General features: G+C 68.9%; 27 protein-coding genes, 1 tRNA gene and 2 pseudogenes. 19 read left to right on the forward strand and 11 right to left on the reverse strand.

The features are described from left to right. Nucleotides 1–48: 48 nt before the first annotated feature. Complete coding sequence (locus AB0D59_RS43535) at nucleotides 49–342, reverse strand: hypothetical protein (protein ID WP_362576926.1); 294 nt, start codon at nucleotides 340–342, stop codon at nucleotides 49–51. A 423-nt stretch (nucleotides 343–765) separates the two neighbouring features. Between AB0D59_RS43535 and AB0D59_RS43540 the strand changes: the two genes are divergently transcribed. Continuing rightward, nucleotides 766–3,114: an immune inhibitor A domain-containing protein gene (locus AB0D59_RS43540; protein ID WP_362576927.1), complete on the forward strand. Its 2,349-nt coding sequence runs from the start codon at nucleotides 766–768 to the stop codon at nucleotides 3,112–3,114. A gap of 121 nt (nucleotides 3,115–3,235) precedes the next feature. Further along, nucleotides 3,236–3,568: a hypothetical protein gene (locus AB0D59_RS43545; RefSeq protein ID WP_362576929.1), complete on the forward strand. Its 333-nt coding sequence runs from the start codon at nucleotides 3,236–3,238 to the stop codon at nucleotides 3,566–3,568. Nucleotides 3,569–3,603: 35 nt separating this feature from the next. Here the strand turns inward: AB0D59_RS43545 and AB0D59_RS43550 are convergent, their stop codons facing one another. Together AB0D59_RS43550 and AB0D59_RS43555 are read right to left on the reverse strand one after the other, a co-directional pair. Beyond that, nucleotides 3,604–4,188 (reverse strand): isochorismatase family protein, encoded by a 585-nt coding sequence (locus tag AB0D59_RS43550; protein ID WP_362576931.1) that lies wholly within the window; start codon nucleotides 4,186–4,188, stop codon nucleotides 3,604–3,606. A gap of 152 nt (nucleotides 4,189–4,340) precedes the next feature. Beyond that, nucleotides 4,341–5,687 carry a nicotinate phosphoribosyltransferase gene (locus AB0D59_RS43555; protein WP_362576933.1) on the reverse strand — a complete coding sequence of 449 codons (1,347 nt, stop codon included), beginning with the start codon at nucleotides 5,685–5,687 and terminating at the stop codon, nucleotides 4,341–4,343. A 57-nt stretch (nucleotides 5,688–5,744) separates the two neighbouring features. Here AB0D59_RS43555 and clpS point away from each other — a divergent pair, with 57 nt between their 5' ends. From clpS to AB0D59_RS43600, 9 genes are all read left to right on the forward strand, one after another. After that, nucleotides 5,745–6,062 (forward strand): ATP-dependent Clp protease adapter ClpS, encoded by a 318-nt coding sequence (gene clpS, locus AB0D59_RS43560; RefSeq protein WP_351701234.1) that lies wholly within the window; start codon nucleotides 5,745–5,747, stop codon nucleotides 6,060–6,062. A gap of 67 nt (nucleotides 6,063–6,129) precedes the next feature. Beyond that, complete coding sequence (locus tag AB0D59_RS43565; RefSeq protein WP_362576935.1) at nucleotides 6,130–6,735, forward strand: DUF2017 domain-containing protein; 606 nt, start codon at nucleotides 6,130–6,132, stop codon at nucleotides 6,733–6,735. Nucleotides 6,736–7,066: 331 nt separating this feature from the next. Beyond that, the gene (locus AB0D59_RS43570) at nucleotides 7,067–8,506 is read left to right on the forward strand and encodes an amino acid permease (protein ID WP_362576937.1); all 1,440 of its coding nucleotides are present in this window, start codon (nucleotides 7,067–7,069) and stop codon (nucleotides 8,504–8,506) included. Between the two features lie 141 nt (nucleotides 8,507–8,647). Beyond that, entirely contained in the window at nucleotides 8,648–9,070 is a 423-nt protein-coding gene (locus AB0D59_RS43575; RefSeq protein ID WP_362576939.1) for a M67 family metallopeptidase, read from the forward strand. Nucleotides 9,071–9,524: 454 nt separating this feature from the next. Beyond that, nucleotides 9,525–9,620, forward strand: a complete 96-nt coding sequence (locus tag AB0D59_RS43580; RefSeq protein WP_362576941.1) for a putative leader peptide — start codon at nucleotides 9,525–9,527, stop codon at nucleotides 9,618–9,620. Between the two features lie 87 nt (nucleotides 9,621–9,707). After that, nucleotides 9,708–9,986 (forward strand): MoaD/ThiS family protein, encoded by a 279-nt coding sequence (locus tag AB0D59_RS43585; RefSeq protein ID WP_362576943.1) that lies wholly within the window; start codon nucleotides 9,708–9,710, stop codon nucleotides 9,984–9,986. A 7-nt stretch (nucleotides 9,987–9,993) separates the two neighbouring features. Continuing rightward, entirely contained in the window at nucleotides 9,994–10,944 is a 951-nt protein-coding gene (locus tag AB0D59_RS43590; RefSeq protein WP_362576945.1) for a cysteine synthase, read from the forward strand. Between the two features lie 248 nt (nucleotides 10,945–11,192). Further along, on the forward strand, nucleotides 11,193–13,253 hold the full coding sequence (locus AB0D59_RS43595; RefSeq protein ID WP_362576947.1) for a putative Ig domain-containing protein: 2,061 nt from the start codon (nucleotides 11,193–11,195) through the stop codon (nucleotides 13,251–13,253). Nucleotides 13,254–13,376: 123 nt separating this feature from the next. Further along, a complete protein-coding gene (locus AB0D59_RS43600) occupies nucleotides 13,377–13,880 on the forward strand; it encodes a hypothetical protein (RefSeq protein WP_362576948.1) in 504 nt (167 codons plus the stop codon). Nucleotides 13,881–13,883: 3 nt separating this feature from the next. On the opposite strand, the gene AB0D59_RS43605 is transcribed toward AB0D59_RS43600, so the two are convergent. Further along, the gene (locus AB0D59_RS43605) at nucleotides 13,884–14,342 is read right to left on the reverse strand and encodes a type II toxin-antitoxin system PemK/MazF family toxin (protein ID WP_362576950.1); all 459 of its coding nucleotides are present in this window, start codon (nucleotides 14,340–14,342) and stop codon (nucleotides 13,884–13,886) included. 240 nt (nucleotides 14,343–14,582) lie between these two features. On the opposite strand from AB0D59_RS43605, the gene AB0D59_RS43610 reads away from it, so the two are divergent. Continuing rightward, on the forward strand, nucleotides 14,583–15,335 hold the full coding sequence (locus AB0D59_RS43610) for an MBL fold metallo-hydrolase (protein ID WP_362576952.1): 753 nt from the start codon (nucleotides 14,583–14,585) through the stop codon (nucleotides 15,333–15,335). A gap of 127 nt (nucleotides 15,336–15,462) precedes the next feature. Here AB0D59_RS43610 and AB0D59_RS43615 read toward each other — a convergent pair whose 3' ends face one another. Both AB0D59_RS43615 and AB0D59_RS43620 read right to left on the reverse strand, forming a co-directional pair. Further along, nucleotides 15,463–16,710, reverse strand: coding sequence for a PTS transporter subunit EIIC (locus tag AB0D59_RS43615; RefSeq protein ID WP_362576954.1), 1,248 nt, complete (start codon nucleotides 16,708–16,710; stop codon nucleotides 15,463–15,465). Between the two features lie 132 nt (nucleotides 16,711–16,842). Continuing rightward, nucleotides 16,843–18,141, reverse strand: a complete 1,299-nt coding sequence (locus AB0D59_RS43620; protein WP_362576955.1) for a PTS transporter subunit EIIC — start codon at nucleotides 18,139–18,141, stop codon at nucleotides 16,843–16,845. Between the two features lie 189 nt (nucleotides 18,142–18,330). On the opposite strand from AB0D59_RS43620, the gene AB0D59_RS43625 reads away from it, so the two are divergent. Further along, complete coding sequence (locus AB0D59_RS43625) at nucleotides 18,331–18,564, forward strand: PTS glucose/sucrose transporter subunit IIB (RefSeq protein WP_362576957.1); 234 nt, start codon at nucleotides 18,331–18,333, stop codon at nucleotides 18,562–18,564. Between the two features lie 35 nt (nucleotides 18,565–18,599). On the opposite strand, the gene AB0D59_RS43630 is transcribed toward AB0D59_RS43625, so the two are convergent. Continuing rightward, the gene (locus AB0D59_RS43630; RefSeq protein WP_362577030.1) at nucleotides 18,600–19,802 is read right to left on the reverse strand and encodes a transposase; all 1,203 of its coding nucleotides are present in this window, start codon (nucleotides 19,800–19,802) and stop codon (nucleotides 18,600–18,602) included. Nucleotides 19,803–20,427: 625 nt separating this feature from the next. On the opposite strand from AB0D59_RS43630, the gene rph reads away from it, so the two are divergent. From rph to rdgB, 3 genes are all read left to right on the forward strand, one after another. Next, nucleotides 20,428–21,168 (forward strand): ribonuclease PH, encoded by a 741-nt coding sequence (rph, locus tag AB0D59_RS43635; protein ID WP_362576959.1) that lies wholly within the window; start codon nucleotides 20,428–20,430, stop codon nucleotides 21,166–21,168. A gap of 130 nt (nucleotides 21,169–21,298) precedes the next feature. Then, a complete protein-coding gene (locus AB0D59_RS43640) occupies nucleotides 21,299–21,709 on the forward strand; it encodes a hypothetical protein (protein ID WP_362576961.1) in 411 nt (136 codons plus the stop codon). Nucleotides 21,710–21,742: 33 nt separating this feature from the next. Then, a complete protein-coding gene (gene rdgB, locus AB0D59_RS43645) occupies nucleotides 21,743–22,348 on the forward strand; it encodes an RdgB/HAM1 family non-canonical purine NTP pyrophosphatase (RefSeq protein ID WP_362576962.1) in 606 nt (201 codons plus the stop codon). A 44-nt stretch (nucleotides 22,349–22,392) separates the two neighbouring features. Here rdgB and AB0D59_RS43650 read toward each other — a convergent pair. The 3 genes and pseudogenes from AB0D59_RS43650 to bcp form a co-directional block, all read right to left on the reverse strand. After that, nucleotides 22,393–22,477: transfer RNA gene (locus tag AB0D59_RS43650), tRNA-Leu, on the reverse strand. Nucleotides 22,478–22,530: 53 nt separating this feature from the next. Next, nucleotides 22,531–22,716, reverse strand: a pseudogene (locus AB0D59_RS43655) (HNH endonuclease signature motif containing protein); the annotation flags it as partial. A 138-nt stretch (nucleotides 22,717–22,854) separates the two neighbouring features. Continuing rightward, entirely contained in the window at nucleotides 22,855–23,322 is a 468-nt protein-coding gene (gene bcp / locus AB0D59_RS43660) for a thioredoxin-dependent thiol peroxidase (protein ID WP_362576963.1), read from the reverse strand. 96 nt (nucleotides 23,323–23,418) lie between these two features. Between bcp and AB0D59_RS43665 the strand changes: the two genes are divergently transcribed. From AB0D59_RS43665 to AB0D59_RS43675, 3 genes and pseudogenes are all read left to right on the forward strand, one after another. Next, nucleotides 23,419–23,748 (forward strand): DUF3618 domain-containing protein, encoded by a 330-nt coding sequence (locus AB0D59_RS43665; protein WP_362576964.1) that lies wholly within the window; start codon nucleotides 23,419–23,421, stop codon nucleotides 23,746–23,748. A 24-nt stretch (nucleotides 23,749–23,772) separates the two neighbouring features. Further along, nucleotides 23,773–24,123: a co-chaperone GroES gene (locus AB0D59_RS43670; RefSeq protein ID WP_351322974.1), complete on the forward strand. Its 351-nt coding sequence runs from the start codon at nucleotides 23,773–23,775 to the stop codon at nucleotides 24,121–24,123. Nucleotides 24,124–24,298: 175 nt separating this feature from the next. Beyond that, a pseudogene (locus AB0D59_RS43675) lies at nucleotides 24,299–24,649 on the forward strand (SMR family transporter). 20 nt (nucleotides 24,650–24,669) lie between these two features. On the opposite strand, the gene AB0D59_RS43680 reads toward AB0D59_RS43675, so the two are convergent. Further along, nucleotides 24,670–26,997, reverse strand: coding sequence for a transglycosylase domain-containing protein (locus AB0D59_RS43680; RefSeq protein ID WP_362577032.1), 2,328 nt, complete (start codon nucleotides 26,995–26,997; stop codon nucleotides 24,670–24,672). Nucleotide 26,998 lies beyond the last annotated feature (1 nt).

The following is a 26,998-nucleotide window of genomic DNA, read 5'->3' on the forward strand; positions in this document are numbered from 1 at the left end:
CGGGTCCGTCAGTCTCACGGACCCGCCGACTTCTCGTGTGTGCGTGCGTCAGGGCGCGGTGGGCTCCCGGACGGGCTCGGCCGTGGCGGCGGCCACGGTCTCCCGGTGCACGGGGACCCGCACCTCGGGCATTGCGGTCGGGGCGGGCTCGGACTGTGCGATCGTGCGCGGCCCGGGGAGCGGAACCGTCATGGCGACCAGCAGTCCCAGACCGAGCGCCGCGAGCGCGATGACCGCGATCCCGATGCCCGAACTCGTCTGTGACAGCAGCAGCATGGCGAGCGTCGAGCAGATCACGGTGCACGAACCGTAGACGAGCTGTGCCGGGGTCGGACGAGGCATGGCAATCGTGTCCTCGGAAGATGTGGGGGTGAGACGGGGAGCCGGCCTTGCTTTCCACCGGCTTCCGGACGTTCCACCGTTCGACTCTATTCGCGTGCATGCCCGAGCGGAACGTCCGGTAAGCGTGACCTAACCCACGGTACCGGTGCACAGGGGGCGCACGGTCGCATGGCATACGGCAACCGGAGGCATATGCGCGCCGGTTGAGCGAGGTCCGTCAGGGGGCGCCTCTATCACAGTGTCCGTAAAGCGAACTTCTCCTCCGCATAGTGCAGTTGAACTGTCCAAGTCAAGGTCTGTCTTTTCTCGTAAACCAGTAGTCAAATGACGTCACTTGAATCGACGCGTTGAACGTGCGCGCACGGATCCCTCCATACATCCGGACACCCCTTCCGTGCGCGCGGGCGCGGGGGAGGACCTCAAGTGACCAACAGATCTTGGACGTTGAGAGCGCTCGCCATCGGGGTGACACTCGCGACGGCATCCGCGGGCCTCACCACCTTCGCGGTCGCCCAGGCCGCGACGAAGCCGGCGAGCTCCACCGTCGACCGGAAGGATCCGTCGACGAAGCAGGACGAGCACAACCTCGACGGCCCCCTGAGCAAGACCCAGGAAGCCCAGCGGCAGGAGGCCCTCGACCAGGTCATAGCAGGCAAGGCCCAGGTCAAGGACCGGGACGGCTCCAAGGTCGTCCAGCTCAAGGGCAAGAAGGGCGACAGCAAGTACGTCGAGCTCGGCCGGGAGAAGACCGACAAGATCTTCACGATCCTGGTGGAGTTCGGCGACCAGAGCGACCCCCGCTACGGCGGCACGGTCGGCCCGCTGCACAACCAGATAGCCCAGCCGGACCGCACCAAGGACAACTCCACGGCCTGGCAGGCGGACTACAACCAGGCCCACTTCCAGGACCTCTACTTCGGCACCGGCAAGAACACCGAGTCGCTGAAGAAGTACTACGAGAAGCAGTCCTCGGGCCGCTACTCGGTCGACGGCGAGGTCACCGACTGGGTCAAGGTCCCCTACAACGAGGCCCGGTACGGCAACAACGCCTGCGGCTCCACCACCTGCTCCAGCGTCTGGAACCTGGTCCGCGACGGTCTGACGTCCTGGGTCGCCGGCCAGAAGGCGGCCGGCGAGTCCGACGCCGCCATCAAGGCCGACCTCGCCCAGTACGACCAGTGGGACCGCTACGACTACGACGGCGACGGCAACTTCAACGAGCCCGACGGCTACGTCGACCACTTCCAGATCGTGCACGCCGGCGAGGACGAGTCCGCGGGCGGCGGCGCCCAGGGCACCGACGCCGTCTGGGCGCACCGCTGGTACGCCTTCGGCACCGACGCCGGCGCCACCGGCCCCACGAACAACAAGCTCGGCGGCACCCAGGTCGGCGACACCGGCATCTGGGTCGGCGACTACACCATGCAGCCGGAGAACGGCGGACTCGGCGTCTACGCCCACGAGTACGGCCACGACCTCGGCCTGCCGGACGAGTACGACACCGCCGGCGGCGAGAACTCCACCGGTTTCTGGACCCTGATGTCCTCCGGCTCCTGGCTGGGCACCGGCAAGGAAGCCATCGGTGACCTGCCCGGCGACATGAACGCCTGGGACAAGCTCCAGCTCGGCTGGCTCAACTACGACGTGGCCAAGGCCGGCACGAAGTCCTCGCACAAGCTGGGCGTCGCCGAGTACAACACCAAGAACAAGCAGGCCCTGGTGGTCTCGCTGCCCGACAAGGAGGTCACGACCACCGTCGTCGCCCCGGCCGAGGGCTCGACCCAGTGGTGGAGCGGCAGCGGTGACAACCTCAAGAACACGCTGACCCGTGAGGTCGACCTGACCGGCAAGTCCTCGGCGGCACTGAGCCTGGACGGCTGGTACGACATCGAGGCCGGCTACGACTACCTCTACGCCGAGGTCTCCACCGACGGCGGCGCCAACTGGACCGCCCTGGACGGCACGGTCAACGGCGAGGCCCTCCCGCGCGACGGCAGCGACAAGCCGGCGCTCACCGGTTCGGTCGACGCGTACACCAAGCTGTCGTACCCGCTGGACGCCTACGCGGGCCAGAAGATCCAGCTGCGCTTCCGCTACCAGACCGACGGCGGGGTCGCCCTCAAGGGCTTCGCGGCCGACGAGATCACGGTGACGGCCGACGGCTCGGCCCTCTTCTCCGACAACGCAGAGTCGGCTGACCCGGCTTGGACCGCGTCCGGCTTCTCCCGCATCGGCGCGTCCTTCACCAAGGACTACGCGCAGTACTACATCGCGGAGAACCGCCAGTACGTGTCGTACGACAAGACCCTCAAGTCCGGCCCGTACAACTTCGGCTTCTCGACGACCCGTCCGGACTGGGTGGAGCACTACCCGTACCAGAACGGCCTGTTGATCTGGAAGTGGGACCTCTCCGAGGCCGACGACAACACCAGCGTCCACCCGGGCACCGGTCTGATCCTCCCGATCGACTCGCACCCGACGGCGCTCAAGTGGTCCGACGGCACGCTGATGCGCAACCGCATCCAGGCCTACGACTCGCCGTTCAGCCTCTACGCGTCGGACGGCATCACCCTCCACAAGGCGGACGTGGCGACCAAGATCAGGCAGTCGTCCGGGGTGTCGGTCTTCAACGACCACAAGAGCACCTACTACGACGCCTCGAACCCGACCGCCGGTGTCAAGATCACTGACACCAGCACGAAGATCAGCATCGTCACGGAGGCCCGAGACGGCTCGACGATCTCCCTCCAGGTGGGCCCTGCGGTGAAGTAACTCGCATCTTCGCAGGTCAGACACGTATCGGCGGTGACCCCCTGGCGGGTCGCCGCCGATCGTGTTTAGGTGCGTCCTGTGGCTTTCTTATTGACACCGACTCGTACGGGGGTATGACCGCATGGCCGCAGGAGGGTTCTGCAAGCTGCCGAACGGCAGCGTGGTGGTGGCACTGAACCTGCCCAGCCCCGCCCCTGCCGGGGGCACCGCCGGGGTGCGGGTACTGGTCCTCGCCCAGAACCGCGCCCGGGCCCTGACCAGGCTCCGCAACCTGGGCATGCGAGCGGTCTACCTGCGGGGCAACGCCGCCCCGCCGACCCCGGACGAGATCACCGCCGTCCTCCACCACCCCGACGGCCTGATATGGCGAACGGCCCCTGACAACGGTGTCACGGTGACGGAGCTGTGGCACCCGATCAGGGCCCTGCTGCGCCGGCCGGCCGCGCAGGCCTGACGCCCCAGCCTCCTCCCGGACCGTTCGAAGCCGGTTCAGACGACGGGCTTCCCGGTCAGCTCCACGCCTGCCTCGCGCAGTTCCTGGAGCGCCGCGGTGGTGGTCGCCTCGGCGACCCCGGCGGTCAGGTCGAGCAGGACGTGCGTGCGGAAGCCCTCCTTCGCGGCGTCCAGCGCGGTGGCCCGCACGCAGTGGTCCGTGGCGATCCCGACGACGTCCACCTCGGTGATCTCCCGGGCGCGGAGCCAGGCGGCCAGCGGGACCCCGTTCTCGTCCGTGCCCTCGAAGCCGCTGTAGGCCGCCGAGTACGCGCCCTTGCTGAACACCGCGTCCACCGCGCCGGAGGCGACCGCCGGGGCGAAGTTCGGATGGAAGCCGACGCCCTCCGTGCCGGCCACGCAGTGCGCCGGCCAGCTGTGCACGTAGTCGGGGTTGTCCGCGAAGTGGCCGCCCGGCGCTATGTGGTGGTCGCGGGTCGCCACCACGTGGCGGTAGCCGGCGGGCGCCTGCCCGATCAGCTCCGTGACCGCGGCGGCCACGTCGGCGCCGCCCGCCACCGCGAGGCTGCCCCCCTCACAGAAGTCGTTCTGCACGTCAACGACGATCAAGGCGCGGCGCATGGTCGGTGTCCTTCGCAGTCGGGAGCGGGTCTGTCGGTCGAGGGGGGAGACGCAGAAAAAAGGGGTGCGGGCCCGGCCTGGACCTCCGAGCGTAGAGACTTACGGGGGCGTAGGGGAGGGGGCTTCGCGGGGCGCGTACGCGGGCACCCGCTCTAGCTACCCGAGCGCCCCTGGACGTACTCCGTCGGAATGACCGCTTCACCACGGGAGAGCTGGGTCGCGGAGAGGGGCAGATTGGCCTTGGCCGCCCTATGGCGTGCGCGGGGCGCATCCAGGGGCTCGCGGGTGACCACCTGGCCGGACTTCACCAGTTCGACCAGCAGCTGCTGGTCCACCAGGTCGGCCGGCACCTCCCCGGTGCCGATGACCTCCGCCTCCGCCACCCCGTCGGCGTCCAGCCGCCGCGCCGCCCACTTGCGGCCGCCCACGGACGTCTTGCCGCCGGACGACTTCTTGGCGACCGGCAGCAGCGGGGCCTTCGGGTCGGCGGACCCGGCGCGGGCGACCAGCTTGTAGACCATGGAGCAGGTGGGGTGCCCGGAGCCGGTCACCAGCTGGGTGCCGACGCCGTACGCGTCCACGGGCGCCGCGGCCAGCGAGGCGATGGCGTACTCGTCGAGGTCGGAGGTGACGGTGATCCTGGTGTCCCGTGCGCCCAGCTCGTCCAGCTGCTGCCGGACCCGGTGGGCGACCAGCAGCAGGTCGCCGGAGTCGATACGGACGGCGCCCAGCTCGGGCCCGGCCACCTCGACGGCCGTACGGACCGCCTCGGCCACGTCGTAGGTGTCGACCAGCAGGGTGGTCCCCCGGCCGAGCGAGTCGACCTGGGCCTGGAAGGCGTCCCGCTCGTGGTCGTGGAGCAGGGTGAAGGCGTGGGCGGAGGTGCCCACCGTCGGGATGCCGTAGCGGAAGCCGGCCGCCAGGTCGGAGGTGGTCGCGAAACCGCCGACGTAGGCGGCGCGGGCGGCGGCGACGGCGGCCAGCTCGTGGGTGCGGCGGGCGCCCATCTCGATCAGCGGGCGGTCGCCCGCGGCCGAGGCCATCCGGGAGGCGGCGGCCGCGATCGCCGAGTCGTGGTTGAGGATGGAGAGGATCACGGTCTCCAGCAGCACGCACTCGGCGAAGGAGCCCTCCACCCGCATGATCGGCGAGCCGGGGAAGTAGACCTCGCCCTCGGGGTAGCCCCAGATGTCACCGCTGAAGCGGTAGCCGGCGAGCCATTTCAGGGTCGGGCCGTCGACGATGCCCTGTTCCTCCAGGAAGCCGAGGACGTCCGGGTCGAACCGGAAGTTCTCCACCGCGTCCAGGACGCGTCCGGTGCCCGCCACGACGCCGTAGCGGCGCCCCTCCGGCAGCCGCCGGGTGAAGACCTCGAAGACGCTGCGCCGCTCGGCCGTACCCGCCCGCAGGGCGGCCTGCAGCATCGTCAGCTCGTACTGGTCCGTGAAGAGCGCCGTCGAGGGAACGTCCACCGGCAGCCCAAGGTCCGCTGTGTTCATGACTGGAGATGCTACCCCCATCTCGTCAGTGTGACGATTTGTGGGGCGCGTGGCAGCATGGGCCATGTGACGTCACCCGCTCCTGTAGAGATCGAACGTACCGAGTCGGCGGAGGAGGTCTTCGCCGTACCCGAGCCCGACGTCCCCTGGGTGACGATCGTGCACAACGACCCCGTCAACCTCATGAGCTATGTGACGTACGTCTTCCAGACGTACTTCGGCTATCCCAAGGACAAGGCCACCAAGCTCATGCTGGACGTCCATCACAAAGGCCGGGCGGTCGTCTCCAGCGGCAGCCGCGAGGAGATGGAGCGCGACGTACAGGCGATGCACGGCTACGGCCTGTGGGCCACCCTCCAGCAGGACCGGAAATGACCCCTCGCCGGCCGGACCGGACGTAGCCAGACTCCTCGACCAGCACCGGAAGCAGCGAACACCCTCCATGCCAGGAATCTTCGAACCGCTCCCCGGCGGCGGCGCGGCCGTCGCGCTCGACGACGTCGAGATCTCCATCATCCGGACGCTGGCCGTCCAGCTCCTGGAGCTCATCGGCCCCGGCCCCGCCGAGGACGCCCCCGACGACCCGCTCGCCGAGCTGTTCGCCGAGGGCCCGAGCGAGGCGCCCACCGACCCGGTGCTGCGCCGGCTCTTCCCGGACGCCTACGGCGACCCGGAGCGGCTGCCCGACTCCTCGCAGGAGGCCGAGGAGCAGCAGGCCCACTCGGCCGAGTTCCGCCGCTACACCGAGAACGACCTCAGGGCCGGCAAACGGGAGAGCGCCCTCGCGGTGATCCGCTCCCTGGACGCGCTGGCCCCGGTGGGGGAGGGCGGCGCGGTCCTCAAGCTGGCGCCCGAGGAGTCCCGGCAGTGGCTCGGCGCCCTCAACGACCTGCGCCTCGCCATCGGCTCCCGCCTCGACATCACCGACGAGGACGACACCGACCTGCTCTACCGGCTCCCGGACGAGGACGCGCGCAAGCCGATGGTGATGGCCTATCTGTGGCTCGGCGGCCTCCAGGAGACCCTGGTCACCACCCTTATGCCGTAATCCGTCCCGATTTCGCGTTCGCTCAGAGGACGCTCAAATCCGGATAACGATCCAGTCACCGTTGCGGCCTGGTATGACCTTTTCGGCCGCACTTTGTCCGGTTCTTCCAGTGGTGTGCGCCACAATCCCTCTCGGTGGAACCCGGTGATCAGTATTGCGGCCGTGATAAATCTTCACGACCGCCCGGCGACACCACCCATGTGTCCGTCCGGGTGCGCCACCGAACCGGCAACAGCCGGTCAGGCACCACTCCAGCAGTCCGGGGGGATCGAAACCCGATCCGCGGCCGACCAGAGGCCCGGGTCGGCATGGAGAAAGGCGCACACCACACATGACCTCCGCTCAGGTCGACACGTCGGAGCAGAGCTCCGAAGCCTCGGAAGAGGGGTACGAGCGCGGACTCGGCAGCCGCCAGGTCCAGATGATCGCCATCGGCGGCGCCATCGGCGTCGGCCTCTTCCTGGGTGCCGGGGCGAACATCGCCAAGGCCGGACCCAGCCTCATCCTCATGTACGCCCTCGCGGGCGGCATCATCTTCTTCATCATGCGGGCGCTCGGCGAGCTGCTCCTGTACCGCCCGGTCTCCGGCTCCTTCGCCGAGTACTCCCGGGAGTTCCTCGGCCCGTTCTTCGGCTACTTCACCGGCTGGACGTACTGGCTGATGTGGGTCGTCACCGGCATGGCCGAACTGACGGCCGCCGCGATCTACGTCAACTACTGGTTCCCGTCCGTCCCCCAGTGGGTGACCGCGCTGGTCTTCCTGGTGATCCTCTTCGGGGTCAACCTGATCTCCGTGAAGGTCTTCGGAGAGCTGGAGTTCTGGTTCTCCATGGTCAAGGTCACCGCCCTGATCGGCATGATCGTGATCGGCCTCGGCGTCCTCACCTTCGGCTTCAGCAGCGCCGGCGACACGGCCTCGGTCGCGAACCTCTACCAGTTCGACGGCTTCTTCCCCAAGGGCGTCGGCTCCTCCCTGATGACCCTCCAGGGCGTCATGTTCGCCTACCTCGCGGTCGAGCTGGTCGGCGTCACCGCCGGCGAGTCCGAGAACCCGGAGAAGACCCTCCCCAAGGCGATCAACACGCTCCCCTGGCGCATCGCGCTGTTCTACGTCGGCGCGCTCACCGTCATCCTGTGCGTCGTCAAGTGGACCGAGTTCGCCCCGGGCGTCTCCCCGTTCGTCGCGGCCTTCGCGAAGATCGGCATCCCGGCCGGCGCCGGCATCGTCAACTTCGTCGTCCTCACCGCCGCGCTGTCCTCCTGCAACTCCGGCATGTACTCCACGGGCCGGATGCTGCGGAACCTGGCCGACAGCGGCGAGGCCCCGGCCGCGTTCCGGAAGCTGTCCGCGTCGAAGACCCCGGCGCTCGGCATCACCGTCTCGGTGCTCTTCATGGGCATCGGCGTGGTCCTCAACTACATCGTCCCGGAGAAGGCGTTCGGCTACGTCACCTCGGTGGCCACCGCGGCCGGCATCTGGACCTGGCTGATGATCCTGATCAGCCACGTCCTCTACCGCCGCGCCGTCGACGCCGGCCGGCTGCCCGCGTCCTCCTTCCCGGCGCCGGGCGGAGCGGTGTGCAGCTGGATCGCCATCGTCTTCCTGCTCTTCGTGACCTGCCTGATCGCCTACGACGGCGACTCCCGGGTCTGCCTGTACGTGATGGCCGGCTGGGCCGCCGCGCTCGGCGTCGGCTGGCTGGTCCTCAAGTCCCGCAACCCGGAGATCGCCGAGCGGAACGAGCGGACGCCGCTGGAGAAGGTGAGCTGACCCCCCTCGCCACCCCTCAGGACGTCCCGTCGCGGGGAGCACTCGTGGCGCCCCCTGCGGCAGCCGCTCAGGACGTCCGGCATATGGGCCGTCCCGTACCAGCCTTCGGTACGGGACGGCCCTCTGCTTATCCTGGCCGACATGCTGACCATCACCCAGGCCCTCGTCGACCAGATCGTCGCCCACGCGCGCAAGGACCACCCCGACGAGGCGTGCGGCGTCATCGCGGGAGCGGCCGGCTCGGACCGGCCCGAGCGGTTCATCCCGATGCTGAACGCGGCGATGTCCCCGACGTTCTACGAGTTCGACTCCGGCGACCTCCTCAGGCTCTACCGCGAGATGGACGACCGTGACGAGGAGCCGGTGGTGGTCTACCACTCCCACACGGCGACGCAGGCGTACCCGTCCCGGACGGACATCAGCTACGCGAACGAGCCGGGCGCCCACTACGTCCTGGTCTCGACAGCGGACACCGACGGCCTGGGCGACTTCCAGTTCCGCTCCTTCCGTATCGTGGAGGGCGAGGTCACGGAGGAAGAGACCAACATCGTCGAGGCCTACTGACCCTTACGGCGACGCCCTCCGCTCCCTCGACGGCCTCTGCTCGGTCGACGGCCTCTGCTCGGTCGACGGCCTCTGCTCGGTCGACGGCCTCTGCTCGGTCGACGGCCTCTGCTCGGTCGACGGCCTCTGCTCGGTCGATGGCCTCGGCTCCGTCGACGCCCTCTGCTCGGTCGACGCCTCTGCTGCCGCGACGCCCTTCGCTGCCCCGACGCCTCTGTTGTCCCACGCTCCCCTCTTCCTGCGCCGCTCACGCAGACTTCTCCGCCGCGACGGTGCTCGGCCGCGACGGCGGATTCCGGCGGTGCCGGACCGGCCGGTGGACAGCTGCGGGCCGGTGGGGGCTGAGCGCGCAGTTTCCCGCGCCCCTGAGGGATGTCTCGGCCCTCGGACGGAAACGGTCCGGGATGTGGAATCACACTCCGGAACCCGCACCGGGAATCGATACGATGACCCCATGGTTTCCTACGACGTGAGCGAGAAGGCGGCGGGCACCCTGCTCGTGGCGCGGCTGCACGTCGACCTGTGCAGGCTGAACAGCGCCATCTGTTGACGTTTCCCTGCCGCCGTACGGCCATGAGCCGCGGCGTGCTGCTGTGCGCGCCCAACCACCCAGACTTTCCGACAGGAGCCCGCAACCATGGCCATCGAGGTCCGCATCCCGACCATCCTCCGCCAGTACACCGACGGTCAGAAGGCGGTGGAGGGCAGTGGTGACACCATCGCCGACCTCTTCAACGACCTCGAGACCCGGCACGCCGGCATCCACGCCCGCATCGTGGACGACGGCAAGCTGCGCCGCTTCGTCAACGTGTACCTGAACGACGAGGACGTCCGTTTCGTCGACGGCATCGAGACCAAGCTCACCGACGGCGACACCGTGACGATCCTGCCGGCCGTCGCCGGTGGCATGGCCTGAGATCGGCATGCGCTACGACTCCCCGTTGGCCGCGGTCGGCAACACCCCCCTGGTGCGCCTGCCGCGGCTCTCGCCGTCCGCCGACGTCCGGATCTGGGCCAAGCTGGAGGACCGCAACCCGACCGGCTCGGTCAAGGACCGCCCCGCCCTGCACATGATCGAGCAGGCCGAGAAGGACGGCCGGCTCACCCCCGGCTGCACCATCCTGGAGCCGACCTCCGGCAACACCGGCATCTCCCTGGCGATGGCGGCGAAGCTCAAGGGTTACCGCATGGTGTGCGTGATGCCCGAGAACACCTCGCAGGAGCGCCGGGACCTGCTGGGCATGTGGGGCGCGGAGATCATCTCCAGCCCGGCCGCCGGCGGCTCCAACACCGCCGTGCGGGTGGCCAAGGAGATCGCCGCCGAGCACCCGGACTGGGTGATGCTCTACCAGTACGGCAACCCGGACAACGCGGGGGCGCACTACGCGACGACCGGCCCGGAGATCCTCGCCGACCTCCCCTCCGTCACGCACTTCGTCGCCGGGCTCGGCACCACCGGCACCCTCATGGGCGTCGGCCGGTATCTGCGCGAGCAGAAGCCGGACGTGAAGATCGTCGCCGCCGAACCCCGGTACGACGACCTCGTGTACGGGCTCAGGAACCTCGACGAGGGCTTCGTACCCGAGCTGTACGACGCCTCCGTGCTCACCACCCGCTACTCGGTGGGCTCGGCGGACGCCGTGACCCGGACCCGGGAACTCCTCCAGCAGGAGGGCATCTTCGCGGGCGTGTCCACCGGCGCCGCGCTGCACGCCGCGATCGGCGTCGGGAAGAAGGCCGTACAGGCCGGCGAGAGCGCGGACATCGTGTTCGTCGTCGCCGACGGCGGCTGGAAGTACCTGTCGACCGGGGTCTACACGGCCGCCACGACCGAGGAAGCCATCGAGACCCTCCACGGTCAGCTCTGGGCATAGTGCTCATCATGGACGCGCCAACCCCCTCCTATGAGGGGGCTAAGCGCTGTCCATGCCGGAGCAAAGATCTTCCTCCGGGGGGACCGGGCTTGACGGAACCCGACTAGTTTCTCCTCCGTCCTGTTCATGCCATGCACCTCGGCATCGCAGGGTGTTCGGAATGTCATGCTCATGACTGCGCGCACTCTGCCGCCGCTACGCGCGTCACGGGCCTGCCTTGTAACCCCACCGATGGAGGCAGTACCCCCATGCGTGAATCACGACGGAGCCTGCGAAGACTCCTGACCGTCGCCTTCCCCGCCCTAGCCCTCGCCGTCTCCGGATTCGTCGCGGCGCCCACCGCCGGGGCCGCCCAGCCCGCGGCCGTGGCACCTCACACCACCACCAAGGTCACCCAGAACGCCAAGGCCCTCACCGACCCCGCCCGCCAGGCCGTGCACAGCACCGGCAAGGCCGGCCAGAAGGTGCCCACCAAGCACCTGTGCGCCACCGCCACCAAGGCCGGCCAGGTCTCCTGCTTCGCGCAGCGCCGGACCGACATCAAGCAGCAGCTGGCCTCCGCGCTCGCCGCCCCCTCCGGCCTGAGCCCCTCGAACCTGCACAGCGCCTACAACCTGCCCTCGACGGGCGGCTCCGGCCTGACCGTTGCCGTGGTCGACGCCTACAACGACCCCAACGCGGCCTCCGACCTGGCCACTTACCGCTCCACGTACGGCCTGTCCGCGTGCACGGTCGCCAACGGCTGTTTCAAGCAGGTCAGTCAGACCGGTTCGACGACCTCGCTGCCGTCGAACGACAGCGGCTGGGCCGGTGAGGAAGCGCTCGACATCGACATGGTCAGCGCGGTCTGCCCGAACTGCAAGATCATCCTCGTCGAGGCCAACTCGGCCACCGACTCCGACCTCGGCGCCGCCGAGAACGAGGCCGTCGCGCTCGGCGCCAAGTTCGTCTCCAACAGCTGGGGCGGCTCCGAGTCCTCCTCGCAGACCAGCGAGGACACCTCGTACTTCAAGCACCCGGGTGTCGCGATCACCGTATCCGCCGGTGACTCCGACTACGGCGCCGAGTACCCGGCCACGTCCCAGTACGTGACCGCCGTCGGCGGCACCGCGCTCTCCACCTCCTCCAGCACCCGCGGCTGGACCGAGTCCGTGTGGAAGACCAGCTCCTCCGAGGGCACCGGCTCCGGCTGCTCCGCCTACGACGCCAAGCCGAGCTGGCAGACCGACACCGGCTGCACCAAGCGCATGGAGTCCGACGTCTCCGCGGTCGCCGACCCGGCCACCGGCGTGGCGGTCTACGACACCTACGGCGGCTCCGGCTGGGCGGTCTACGGCGGTACCAGTGCCTCCTCGCCGATCATCGCCGGCGTCTACGCCCTCGCGGGCACCCCGGGTTCGAGCGACTACCCGGCGAAGTACCCGTACTCGCACACCAGCAACCTGTACGACGTCACCAGCGGCAACAACGGCTCCTGCTCGACGTCGTACTTCTGCACCGCCGGCACCGGCTACGACGGCCCGACCGGCTGGGGCACCCCGAACGGCACCGCCGCCTTCACCTCCGGCACCAGCACCGGCAACACGGTGACCGTCACCAACCCCGGCAGCCAGTCCACCGCCACCGGCAGCTCGGTCAGCCTGCAGATCTCGGCCTCCGACAGCGCGGGCGCGACCCTCACCTACAGCGCCTCCGGCCTGCCCACCGGCCTGTCCATCTCCAGCTCCACCGGCCTGATCTCCGGCACGGCGTCCACCGCGGGCACCTACAGCGCCACCGTCACCGCGACCGACTCCACCGGCGCCTCCGGCTCCGCCTCCTTCACCTGGACCGTCAGCACCAGCGGCGGCGGCACCTGCACCTCCGCCCAGCTGCTCGGCAACCCCGGCTTCGAGTCGGGCAACACCACCTGGACCGCCTCCAGCGGAGTCATCACCAACGACACCGGCGAGGCGGCCCACGCCGGCTCCTACAAGGCCTGGCTCGACGGCTACGGCTCCACCCACACCGACACGCTCTCCCAGTCGGTGACCGTCCCGTCCGGCTGCAAGGCGACCTTCACCTTCTACCTGCACGTCGACACCGCCGAGACCACCACCAGCACCCAGTACGACAAGCTGACGGTCACCGCCGGTTCGACCACCCTGGCGACGTACTCGAACCTCAACGCCGCCACCGGCTACACCCAGAAGTCCTTCGACCTGTCGTCGTACGCGGGCTCGACCGTCACCCTGAAGTTCAGCGGTGTCGAGGACTCCTCCCTGCAGACCAGCTTCGTCGTCGACGACACCGCCGTGACGACCAGCTGACGCCGCCCGTGAAGTGACCGGATCCCGCCCCCGGAAGCCGTCCGGGTGCGGGATCCGTATGTCCGGGGGATACGTCACATCGGCACCAAGGGTTCCGATCCCCCACGGAAAGGCGGACACCCCATGCGCCGTACGACGGTCCACCGCGCGTCGCTCGCCGCGGCGACCCTCCTGCTGCTGGCGGGCTGCGGCTCGCAGAGCGGGAGCACCGACAAGGGCAGCGGCGCGGTGTCCCCCTCGCCGTCCCCCTCCAGCCCCGGTACGAGCCCCGCCACGAGCCCCGGCGCGAGCGGCTCCTCCGGCAGTTGCACGCCCCTGACCTCCGAACTCACCGCCGCCGACAACCGCGACACGGTCTGCGTGGCGGTCGGCGGGCAGCTCCGGCTCACCCTCGACGGCACCCGGCAACGCCCCTGGAAGGCGGTCACGGCGAGCGGCTCCGCGCTGCGGGCCACCAACGCCGGGATCGTGCTCCAGCCCGGGGACGCCTCCGCCGCCTACACCGCCGTGGCCGCCGGCACCGTCACCCTCACCTCGTCCCGCCCGCTGTGCGCCGAGCCCACCGCACCCGGCGGGGTCTCCTGCAAGGGCATCGAGGAATGGCAGGTCACCGTCAGGGTGAAGTGACCCTCAGGGGGCCAGGTGCCGCACCTGGTCCCACAGCACCGGGTCGACCACGCCCACCCGGCGCCGGAACTCCCACACCGAGACCTCGCGCAGCTCGTCCGTCTCCAGGAAGCTCGGCCGGCCCTGGGCGTCCCCGACCGAGCCCGGCGGCAGCGGGATCACCCCGGCCCGCTCGTCGTGGTACTTGCTGGTGATCTTGGCGACGGTAGCGTGGTTGCCGCGCACCGCGAGCACCAGACAGGGCCGGTCCTTGACGCCCGGACCGTCCTCGTAGGGCACGTTGGCCCACCAGATGTCCCCCGGACGGGGCCGCCCCGCCTGCACGCGCGGGCCGCGCGGATACCCCGGCGGGCGGGTGCGGTGCCCGCGCGGACGGTGCCCCCGGCCCCACCCGTCCACGAGCGTGGCGACCAGCGCCAGCAGGACGACTGCCGCGAGCGCGAGCCACCATGACGTGTCCATACGACGACGTTACCGGCGCGAGATAATCGACGCGCGCCCTTGCGCGATCCTTATGCGCCCCTGGTCCAGCCGAACCGGTGACACCACAGGTGAGTTCGCCCACAACGGCCCCTGGCGGAGGAGCGACCGGCCCTTTTGCGCCTTACGCTCGACAAACCGCACGACCCCCGCTCACCTCTCTGTTCTCCGACTTCAGTTCCCGGTTGTTCCGGGTGTTCCGCCAACGGAGGTTTCTGCTTCATGAAGCTCACCGTCGTCGGCTGCTCGGGGTCGTTCCCGTCCGCGGAATCGGCCTGCTCGAGCTACCTCGTAGAGGCCGACGGCTTCCGGCTGCTTCTCGACATGGGCAACGGCGCCCTTGGCGAGCTGCAGCGCCACTGCGGTCTCTACGACCTCGACGCGATCTTCCTGAGCCATCTGCACGCCGACCACTGCATCGACATGTGCGCCTACTTCGTGGCGCGCTACTACCGCCACGACGGCGGCCCGTGCCCCCCGATCCCGGTCTTCGGCCCCGAGGGCACCGAGCACCGCCTCACCACGGCCTACGCCGACACCCCCACCGCCTCCTCGATGAGCGAGGTCTTCGACTTCCACACGGTCAAGCCGTCCACGTTCGACCTCGGCCCCTTCACGGTCCACACCGAGCGGGTCCGCCACCCCGTCGAGGCCTACGGCATCCGCCTCGAACACGCCGGGAAGTCCCTGACGTACTCGGGCGACACGGGCGTCACGGACGCGCTCGACTCGCTGGCCCGGGACACCGACCTGTTCCTGTGCGAGGCGGCCTTCACGCACGGCAAGGAGAACATCCCGGACCTGCACCTCAACGGCCGCGAGGCCGGCGAGTCCGCAGCCCGCGCCGGCGCCCGCCGACTGCTCCTCACCCACATCCCCCCGTGGACCGACCCCGCCGTCAACCTCGCCGACGCCCGCGAGGTCTTCGGCGGCCCGGTGGACCTGGCGGCGCCCAGGGTGACGTACGAGATCTGACCGACGCACCACGACGAGGTGCAGGTACGGCAGACATATACGACAGACAGGTACGACAGCGGTGCAGGCACGACAAAGGCCCCCGCAGCCGCCGGGCTGCAGGGGCCTCGTCATGCCGGGGCCAGGCTCACGCCTTCGTGAGGTCCTCGATCTCCTCCTCGGGCTCGCGGCCCGGGGTGGGGAGGTTGAACCTGACGATGGCGAAGCGGAAGACGAAGTAGTAGATCGCTCCGAACACCAGGCCGATCGGGATGATCAGCCAGGGCTTGGTCGCCAGGTTCCAGTTGAGCCCGTAGTCGATCACGCCCGCGGAGAACGTGAAGCCCGCGTGCACCCCGAGCGCCCAGGTGATCGCCATGGACAGGGCGGTGAGCACCGCGTGGATCGCGTACAGCAGCGGCGCGATGAACATGAAGGTGAACTCGATCGGCTCGGTCACACCGGTCACGAACGAGGTCAGCGCCATCGACATCATCATGCCCATCACGGCCGCGCGGCGCTCCGGGCGGGCGGTGTGCGCGATGGCGAGGGCGGCGGCCGGCAGGCCGAACATCATGATGGGGAAGAAGCCGGACATGAACTGACCGGCCGTCGGGTCACCGGCGAAGAAGCGGGTGAGGTCACCGTGGACGATCTGGCCGGAGGCGTCCTTGAAGTCGCCGATCTGGAACCAGGAGACGGTGTTCACGAACTGGTGCATGCCGACCGGGATCAGCGCGCGGTTGATCAGACCGAACAGACCGGCACCGAAGGCGCCGAGACCGGTGATCCACTCGCCGAAGTCGGAGATGCCGTTACCGATGGGCTCCCAGATCAGGCCGAAGAAGACACCCAGGACGGTGCCGACGAAGGCCATGATGATCGGGACGAGCCGGCGGCCGTTGAAGAAGCCGAGCCAGTCCACCAGCCTGGTCCGATGGAAGCGCTGCCAGACCACCGCGCTCAGCAGACCCATCACCAGGCCGCCCAGCACACCGGGGTTGTTGTAGGTCGCGGCTATGTCCGCGCCGGCCTGGACCTTCGCCTCGGTGACCGGGAACGCCTTGAGAACATTGCTGTAGACCAGGAAGCCGACCAGGGCGGCCAGCGCGGTGGAGCCGTCCGACTTCTTGGCGAAGCCGATCGCGACACCGATGCAGAACAGCATCGGGAGGTTGTCGAAGATCGCACCACCGGCCGTCGCGAACACCGCGGTGACCTTGTCGGGCAGATGCAGCTTGTCGTGGATGTCCTGCTGACCGAAGCGGAGCAGCAGGCCCGCCGCCGGCAGCACGGCGATCGGGAGCTGAAGGCTGCGGCCGACCTTCTGCAGGCCCTGGAACAGACCGGATCCCCACTTCTTTGTGGGAGCCGCCGTCGCGGTGGCGGTTGTCATACTTCCTCCATCGGTGGTGGTCTACACCACTCAGTGGTGTAGACCTGTTGTACACGATGGGGGCGTTATAAGGAACCCGTCAATTCCGCAACCGGAGAACTACGCTTTGTACGCCGAGCGTGGACCGTCCCCTCAGACCTTGGTGACATCCTCCACTTCGTCCTCCGGCTCCCTTCCCGGCGTCTTCAGATCGAACCTCGTAATGGCGAACCGGAAGATCACGTAGTAGACGGCTGCGAAGCACAGCCCGATCGGAATGATGGCCCAAGGCCTGGTCGCCAGGTTCCAGTTGATGACGTAGTCGATGAGCCCCGCCGAGAAACTGAACCCGTCGTGCACCCCGAGCCCCCACGTCACCGCCATCGACACCCCCGTCAGCAGCGCGTGCACCGCGTACAGCAACGGCGCGATGAAGAGGAACGAGTACTCCAGCGGCTCGGTGATCCCCGTGACGAACGACGTCAGCGCCACCGACAGCATCAGACCGCCGATCTCCTTGCGCCGGTGCGGCTTCGCACAGTGCGTCATGGCGAGCGCCGCCGCCGGCAGCGCGAACATCATGATCGGGAAGAACCCCGAGGTGAACTGGCCCGCGTGCGGATCACCCGCCAGGAACATGTTGATGTCGCCGTGCACCGTCCGGCCGTCCGGCGTGGTGTAGCTGCCGAACTGGAACCAGATGGGCACGTTCAGGAACTGGTGCAGACCGATGACGAGCAACGCCCGGTTCGCGAGCCCGAACACCCCCGCACCCCACGCACCCGCCTCCCGCAGCCAGTGGCTGAAACTCTCCAGCCCGTCACCCACCGGCGGCCACACCCACAGACACACCACCGCGAAGACGATCGCCACGAACGACATGATGATCGGCACCAGCCGCCGCCCGTTGAAGAAACCCAGCCAGTCCACCAGCCTCGTGCGGTGGAAACGGGCCCAGAAGTAGGCCGCCAGCAGCCCCATCGCGATCCCGCCGAAGACACCGGGATTCTGGAACGTGAACGTCGACACCGAGCCGTCGCGCACCTGGCACCCGATCCCCGGCAGCGTCCTGGACCCGCCCGGACAGTCCTCCGGGAACTGGTGCAGCACGCCGTAGTAGACGAGGAACCCCGCCACCGCCGCCAGCGCCGTCGAACCGTCCGCCTTCTTCGCCATCCCGATCGCAACCCCGACACAGAACAGCAGCGGGAGCCCGATCGACCCGTCGAGCAGCGCGCCGCCCGCGCCCTGCATCACCTTGGAGACGACCGTCCAGCCAAGACCCTGGTCGCCGAACACATCAGGCTGCCCCAGCCGGTTCAGGATCCCCGCCGCCGGCAGCACCGCGATCGGCAGCTGCAGACTCCGGCCCATCTTCTGCAACCCCTGGAAAAGGGCGTTCCACCGCTCCCGCGCGGGGCCCACCGCGCTGTCGGCGCTCTCGGCACTCATGGGCGCGTCCTCCGGGCCGCTCGGCTCCACCGCAGGGGTTTGGCGACCGCCCGTCCGCTGGTGTAGACCAGTTGACGACGGTTCCGCCGCAGTGCTCGCCATCATTCGGCAGGCGCGGCACGGCCGCTCGAAAAGTTGGGCCAATTGTGGGTTACTGCGACAAAGCGGTTCGGATCAGGGAGAAACGACATGGCCACCAAGGCTGAGAAGATCGTCGCCGGGCTCGGCGGGCTCGACAACATCGAGGAGATCGAGGGCTGCATCACCCGGCTGCGCACCGAGGTGATCGACCCCAGTCTGGTCGACGACGCCGCCCTGAAGGCTGCCGGAGCCCACGGCGTCGTCAAGATGGGCACCGCCATCCAGGTTGTCATCGGCACCGACGCCGACCCGATCGCCGCGGAGATCGAAGACATGATTTGACCGCTTCCCTCCCTGTAAGGAAGGGAATTCCTGGCTCAGGCCGCCTCCTGGAGCGTCGCTCCAGGAGGTCTTCTGCCCTCGACACCAGCCGGGTTCAGACCTGCCCGGACGAGCATCACGCGGGCGGAGTTCTTGTCCCTGGGGGACACAGTTCCGCACGTGGTGCAGGTGTAGGTGCGTTCTGACAGCGGCAGGGCGTGCTTGGTTCTCGCCCCGCACCTGCCGCAGTCCATGGTGGTGTGTGCGGGATGTACCAGGCGTACATCCCGCGCGTGCTTGCGGCCCATCTCGCTCAGGGCCCGCTTGTGGGCTCCGATCGCGGCGTCTGCCGCCTTGCGTGCCAGGGTGGTCTTGGTGAGGAACTTCGGCCGGAAGTCCTCCACTGCGATCACGTCATGATCCTGCACGACCTTCTTCGCCCATTTGCGTGCGGAGTCCTGCCGCTGCCGGGCGATCTTCTGGTGTGCCTTCGCCCGCCACCGTTTCGCCTCCCGGTAACCCTTCGACGCAGCGTGCCCCTTCTCCGGTTTACGGCGGGCCATCATCCGGTCGTACCGGCACAGTGCCCCCTTGGCCTTCCTGCCATGCTCGGGGTGCGGTAGGTCGTAGGCGTCAGCCGTGGTGGTTGCGATCTCCCTTACGCCCCAGTCCACACCGAGCACCTGGCCGGTCGCAGGCATCGGCCCGACCCGGGCCGCGACGACGAACGAGGCGTACCAGTCGCCAACGCTGTCCCGATACACCCGCATCGACGAAGGCTCGTCGGGCAGTTCCCGGGACCACACCACGCTCAGGACGATCCCACCCGCCAGCTTGAGTCGCCCGTCCTTCAGCCGGAAACCACGCCGTGTGTAGTTCAGACTCGGACTGGACTCGCGCTTTTTCTTGTGCCCTGGCAGCCCAGCCCGCCGTATCACCGGCAGCCGATCCTTGATGTCCTTCAGTGCCCTCGAACGGGACTTCCCGAAGTCGCGAATCACCTGCTGCTGCGGCACGCTGGCGCCCTCGGCCAGCCAGGGCGTGACGGCGCGGACCCCGGTCAGCATCCGGTCCAGACGGGCCGGGCCGCACTCCTCCTCGTCCCTGTACGCCTTCTTGGAACGGCTCACGCACTCGTTCCAGATCCACCGGCACCGGTCCCACTCCGCCAGCAGTTTCGAACGAGCCGTCGACGACACGCGCAACCGGTAAGTGAACCGTGCATTGCCCGGCCTGTTCGCCTGCTTCACCGCCGCCACGCCCTCACCCCCGGCCTTCGTCGGCACGCCGCGCTCGGCCTGATCGGCCTCATATAGACCGTATGCGCGACTCTCGCGTGCCCGTACGGCGATTCCGCCGCGTTCACCCTGATGGATGAACGCGTGGTACTCGGGGGCCGAAGGACATCCGTACCGGATGGCCCGCCAAGCCGGGGCCACCGTGGTGAGCGACTGACGGATGGGCTCCTGACGCGGATATCCGTGTAAAGATCACCCGAGAGGCGAGTCAGGAACTCGTCGACGCTTTCAGCAGGTTGCTTCCGCAGTTGTCTTCGACCGCGAAGCCCCTCGACCACGAGGCGATCGACCGGATGGCGACCTGTGATGCCAACATCGTCGCCCGAACACCTGACGCGATCGTAGGCACCCTGACTCTGGTGCTGTTGCCCTTGCCGTCCGGCTTGCGAGCCCGCGTTGAAGACGTGGTCGTCGACAGTGCGGCGCGAGGCCACGGAGTCGCCGGCCTTCTCGCCGATCGACGGGTAGACACCGACGCGCTGCATCTCAGACCAAACCTTGACGGTGCGCACCAACCGCGGCCTGGAGACGGAGAGCGCGTACCGCGACGGGAGCCCCCTCTGCGTAGACGGCTAGGCTCGTCGCCATGTCTCGAATCGACGGCCGCACCCCCGAACAACTCCGCCCGGTCACCATCGAACGCGGCTGGAGCAAGCACGCCGAGGGCTCCGTCCTCGTCTCCTTCGGCGACACCAAGGTCTTCTGCACCGCCTCCGTCACCGAAGGCGTCCCCCGCTGGCGCAAGGGCAGCGGCGAAGGCTGGGTCACCGCGGAGTACTCCATGCTCCCCCGCGCCACCAACACCCGGGGCGACCGCGAGTCCGTCAGGGGCAAGATCGGCGGCCGCACCCACGAGATCTCCCGCCTCATCGGCCGCTCCCTGCGCGCGGTCATCGACTACAAGGCCCTCGGCGAGAACACCATCGTCCTCGACTGCGACGTCCTCCAGGCCGACGGCGGCACCCGCACCGCCGCCATCACCGGCGCATACGTCGCCCTCGCCGACGCCGTCACCTGGGCGAAGGAGCGCAAGCTCGTCAAGGCCGGCCGCCAGCCCCTGACCGGCACGGTCTCCGCCGTCTCCGTCGGCATCGTCGGCAAGGTCCCCCTCCTCGACCTCTGCTACGAGGAGGACGTCAAGGCCGAGACCGACATGAACGTCGTCTGCACCGGCGACGGCCGCTTCGTCGAGGTCCAGGGCACCGCCGAGGCCGAACCCTTCGCCCGCGACGAACTCAACGCCCTCCTCGACCTCGCCGTCGCCGGCTGCAACGATCTCGCCGCCATCCAGCGGGCCGCGCTCGAAGCCACCCTCACGGCAAAGTAAAGGGAACCCAAAAAGCCGAGGTACGGCGGGGCAACCAGGGTGGGCGGCACCGCGTCCCCATAGGTACGGGCGCACGGCCTGAACAACCGTGCGCTCGGCCAGTCGTACACAACGGGAGGGGAACACCGTCATGGCCGCCAGCCGACGCCGAGGACACCGAGGCCGCAGCACCGCCCTCGCCGCCGTAGCCGCGACCACCGCACTCACCGCCGCCCTGCTCACCGGCTGCGACGCCGTGAACAAGGCCCTGGACTGCGTGCAGACGGCCGACTCCATCGCCGACAGCGTCACCGACCTCCAGCAGGCCGTGGAGAACGCGGCGAACGACCCCACCCAGGCCGACGCCTCCCTCGACTCCATCCAGAGCAACCTGAGGAAGATCGGCGACAAGACCGACGACGCCGACGTCAACAAGGCCGTCGACGACCTCGACAAGGCCGTGGACAACGTCCGCACGGCCATCAGGAACGGCGACTCGACCCCCGACGTCACCCCCGTCACCGACGCGGCCGGCGAACTGACGAAGGTCTGCACGCCGTAACCCGCCCACCGGGCCCTTGGGATACTGCGTGCCATGACGACCCGCCTGATCCTCGCCACCCGCAACGCCGGAAAAATCACCGAACTCCGCGCCATCCTCGCCGAGGCGGGGCTGCCCCACGAACTGGTGGGCGCCGACGCGTACCCCGACATCCCCGACGTCAAGGAGACGGGCGTCACCTTCGCCGAGAACGCCCTCCTCAAGGCCCACGCCCTCGCCCGGGCGACGGGCCTCCCCGCGGTCGCCGACGACTCGGGCCTGTGCGTCGACGTCCTGGGCGGCGCCCCCGGCATCTTCTCCGCCCGCTGGGCCGGCCGCCACGGCGACGACAAGGCCAACCTGGACCTCCTCCTGGCCCAGCTCTCGGACATCGCCGAGGAACACAGGGGCGCCCACTTCGCGTGCGCGGCGGCGCTGGCGTTGCCGGACGGCACCGGGCGAGTGGTCGAGGGCCGGCTGCGGGGACTCCTGCGCCACGCACCTTCCGGCACGAACGGCTTCGGCTACGACCCGATCCTCCAGCCGGACGGCGACACGCGGACCTGCGCCGAGCTGACCCCCGACGAGAAGAACGCGATCAGCCACCGAGGGAAGGCGTTCCGGGGGTTGGTGCCGGTGGTGCGGGAGCTGTTGGGCTGAGGAGCGAGAGAGGGGCCGCCCAGACGGGCGGCCCCTCTGCCGGGTGCGGTCGGTGGGACTCGAACCCACACGGGATTTCTCCCACGGGCACCTAAAACCCGCGCGTATTGCCTATTTCGCCACGACCGCTCCAAAACGGACATTCTCTAGAGCTGCCGTTTTGCTTCGCTCAGTGTACGGGGCTACGCCTTTCGACGTGCGCCTCCTCGGCACCAGGTGGCCGTGACCGCATGGCAGTTCGGGCAAAGCAACCGCAGGTTCTCCCGTCGGTCGTCGCTCCAGTTCCCGTTGATGTGATCGACCTCCAGGGTCATGGGCTTGCCGAGCCACTCGGGGCCCGTGCCGCACTCGGCGCACTCCTCGGGCACGAGCCCCCTCCGTCCCGGCCGCGCGTTCGCAGCCCGTACGGAGTAAGGAACCGGTTATCGGACAGTCACGCCCGGAGAAGAGAGAACGGCCCGCGCCAGGTCGTTCCTGGTGCGGGCCGTCGGCGGCAGGTGAGGGGGTCAGATGCCGAGGTCCTTGATGATCTTGGCTACGTGGCCGGTGGCGCGGACGTTGTAGAGGGCCCGTTCCACCTTGCCCTGCTCGTCCACGATGACCGTGGAGCGGATGACGCCCATGTAGGTCTTGCCGTAGTTCATCTTCTCGCCGTACGCGCCGTACGCGTCCAGGACCTTCTTGTCGGGGTCGGCGACGAGGGTGACCTTGAGGTCCTCCTTGTCGCGGAACTTGCCGAGTTTGTCCGGCTGGTCGGGGGAGACGCCGATGACGTCGTAGCCCGCGCCGGCCAGCAGGTCGAGGTTGTCCGTGAAGTCGCAGGCCTGCTTCGTGCAGCCGGGCGTCAGCGCGGCCGGGTAGAAGTAGACGATGACCTTGCGGCCCTTGTGGGCGGAGAGGGACACCTCGTTGCCGTCGGCGTCGGGGAGGGTGAAGTCGGGGGCTACGTCCCCGGGCTGGAGTCGCTCGCTCATCGGTCCAGCGTAACGGGGGGTCCTGACAGTGCGGGGGCGGCGAGAACTGACAGACTGTCCAGGACAGGGAGCACGGGAGACTTCGGAGGGCCCACGGTGGCGGACACGTCGGACACCAGAACCCCGGCGCAGATCGAGGCGGACATCAAGCGCCGCCGCGATGTGCTGGCCGAGACGCTGGACGAGATCGGGGTGCGGGTGCATCCGAAGACCATCGTCGGCGATGCGAAGGCCAAGGTCGCGGCCAACGTCGATCACACCCTCGGGCGGGCCTACGTCCAGGTCAACCGGGTCGTGAGCGAGGTGCGGGCGCAGTTCGTGGACGAGGAGGGCGCGCCGCGGCTCGAACGTGTGGTGCCGGTCGCCCTCGTGGCCGTGGGCGTGGTCGGTCTGCTCGTGTTCGGTAACCGGCGGCGTAAGAGCTGAGCAGAAGCAGGTAGGTTCAAAGGCGTGAGCGCCAACAGAAACGACACCCATCACGACAAGCTGCCCATCCGTATGCTGCACGACCGGGTCCTGGTCAAGCAGGACACCGGTGAGGGTGAGCGGCGGTCGGGCGGTGGGATTCTCATTCCCGCCACGGCGGCCGTCGGGCGCCGGCTGGCCTGGGCCGAGGTGGTCGCGGTCGGGCAGAACGTGCGGACGGTGGAGCCCGGTGACCGGGTGCTGTACGACCCGGAGGACCGTGCCGAGGTCGAGGTGCGCGGGGTGGCCTATGTGCTGATGCGTGAGCGCGATCTGCACGCGGTGGCCGCCGACCGGTTCGAGGGCTCGGAGGACTCGACCGGCCTGTATCTGTGAATCGACGGTAGAGACGGTAGAGACGGTGGAAAAGGGCTGGTGACCGCGGTCACCAGCCCTTTTGTCGTTCCTTTGCTACCTTCGAAGGAGCCAGCCCGACGAGACGCGCCGTACCGGGACCGCTGAGGCAAAGAGGACGCACCCCGTTCAGCGAAACGTCTCGGAGGTGCCTGTCATGGCCTGGGTTGTGCTTGTCGTCGCCGGTCTGCTCGAGGTCGGCTGGTCGGTCGGCATGCTGTGATTTCCGGGGGACACCCCCAGACCCCCGTACACCGACGGGTTCACCCGCCTCGTCCCCAGCCTGTTCACAGGCGGCGGGATCGTCGCCAGCATGCTGCTGCTCTCCTACGCCGCCCGGACCCTGCCCGTCGGTACCGCGTACGGCGTCTGGGTGGGGATCGGGGCGGCCGGGGCGGCGGTGTTCGGGATGGTGGTGCTGGGGGAGCCGGCCACCGCCGCGCGGGTCTTCTTCGTGTGCCTGCTGCTGGTCGCCGTGGTGGGGCTCAAGGCGACCAGCGGTCACTGACCGGGCATGAGGCCGGTCGGCTACTGGAATCCGAGGCCGCCTCCGTCGTCGCCCGCTGTCATCCCGGTCGTGGTGCCGGCGTCGCTGGTTCCGGACGTCGTACCCGTACTGGTGCCGTCGGTGGTGGTGCCGGTGGAGGTGCCGGAGTCGGTGCCCGAGGTCGTCGTACCGGAGTCGGTGCCGGAGGTCGTCGTACCGGACGTGGTCGAGCCGTCGGTGGTGGAGCCGTCCGTGGTGCCGCCGTCGGTGGTGCCCGCGGTGGTGGAGCCGTCCGTCGTACCGCCGTTGTCCTGGTCTCCGCCGGTGGTGCCGCCGTTGTCCTGGTTCTCGCCGGTGGTGCCGCCGTTGTCCTGGCCGCCGGTGCCCGGGGTGGCCGGGTTCTGGGTGGACGGGGCCACGGTCTCGGCGCCGGGCTGGAGGTCGAGGTCGAAGGCGGAGGTCATGGTGCCCTTCAGGGCGTCCTTGGTGTACTGCGACCAGATCTCGGTGGGGGCGCCGCCGCCGTTGATACGGGCGAGGCCGAGCGCGCCGTACAGCGACTTGTGGGCGGCCGTGACCGGGTCCTGGCCCATCACGGAGACGACGGTGGCGAGGTCGGGGGTGTAGCCGGCGAACCAGGCGGCGGTGTCCTCCTCGGCGGTGCCGGTCTTGCCGGCCGCGGGGCGGCCCGCGGCCTGCGCGGAGGTGGCGGTGCCGTTCTCGACGACGCTCTGCAGGATCGAGGTGGTGGTGTCGGCGGCCTGCCGGCTGATGGCCTGCTTCGTCACCGACCGGGGCAGCTTGATCTCCTCCGTGCCGTCCTTGGTGACCTTCTCGACCATCGTGTACGTGCCGTGCTTGCCGTGGTTGGCGAGCGTGGCGTACGCCTCCGCCATGTCCAGGACGCTGGCGGTGGCGGTGCCGAGGGCGATGGACGGGTACGGCTGGAGGTCCTTGGTGTCGGACGGGATGCCCAGGTCGACGGCGGTCTGCTTGACCTTGGACGGGCCGACGTCGACGGCCATCTGCGCGTACACCGCGTTCACCGACAGGTCGGTGGCCTTGCGGACGGTGATCTGGCCGTACGACTTCTCGTCCTCGTTCTCCGGTGCGTAGCTGCCGCCGGACCAGCCCTGGACGGGGCGTTTGTCGGTGCCGTCGTAGTAGGTGTTCGGGGTGATGGTCTGGCCGGACTGGGTGGTGGAGCCGTTGTCGACGGCGGAGGCGAAGACGAAGGGCTTGAAGGTGGAGCCGACCTGGAAGTCACCGCGGGTCGCGCCGTTGGTGTACTGCTTCACGTAGTCGATGCCGCCGTACATGGCGACGACCTTGCCGGTCTTCGGGTCGACGGAGGCGCCGCCGGCGCGCACGTAGTTGTCGGCCTTGTTGTTCTTCTTGTCCAGCTGGGAGATCAGCTTGTCGTCGACCGCCTTGACGAAGGCGTTCTGCTTGTCCTTCTCGATGGTGGTGGTGATGCGGTAGCCGCCGGCCTCCAGGGAGTCGGCGTCGACGATCTTGTTCTTGATCAGGTAGCTCTTGACGGCCTCGACGAGGTAGCCGCGCTGCCCGGACATGCCGGTGGAGGCGGTCTGCTCCTTGGGCATCGGGAACTTCATGCCGGCCCGCTTCGACTCGCTGAGCCAGCCCTTCTTGACCATGCCGTCCAGGACGTAGTTCCAGCGGGCGACGGCCGCCGCCTTGTTCTCGGGGTGGGCGACGACGTCGTACTCGCTCGGCGCGTTGACGAGGGCCGCGAGGTAGGCGGCGCGGGCCGGGTCGAGGTCGGTGGCGTCCTTGCCGTAGTAGGCCTGGGCGGCGGCCTGGATGCCGTAGGCGTTGCGGCCGAAGTAGCTGGTGTTGAGGTAGCCCTCCAGGATCTCGTCCTTGGACTCGCTGCGGTCCAGTTTGATCGAGATGAAGAACTCCTTCACCTTTCGGGTGACGGTCTGTTCCTGCGCGAGGTAGTAGTTCTTCACGTACTGCTGGGTGATCGTCGAGCCGGACTGGGTGCCCTTGCCGGTCGCGGTGTTCCAGGCGGCGCGCAGCATCGCCTTGGGGTCGACGGCGGACTCGGTGTAGAAGTCGCGGTCCTCGGCGGCGAGCACCGCGTGCTGGGCGTCCTTGGAGACCTGGGCGAGGCTGACGTTCTCCCGGTTGACCTCGCCGTCGCGGGCGAGCTGCGAGCCGTCGGCGTACAGGTACACGTTGCTCTGCTTGGTCGCGAACGCGTTGGCGGCCGGGATCTTCACCATCGAGTAGCCGACGAAGAACACGCCGATGAGCAGGAGTATCCCGAGCACGAAGGTGCCGAGCAGGGTGCGCCAGGTGGGGAAAATCCGCCGCCATCCGGTCCGCTTGGGTCGCTTCATC

Origin of the sequence: Streptomyces sp. NPDC048417 (assembly GCF_040651615.1) — a bacterium.
Classification (GTDB): Bacteria; Actinomycetota; Actinomycetes; order Streptomycetales; family Streptomycetaceae; genus Streptomyces.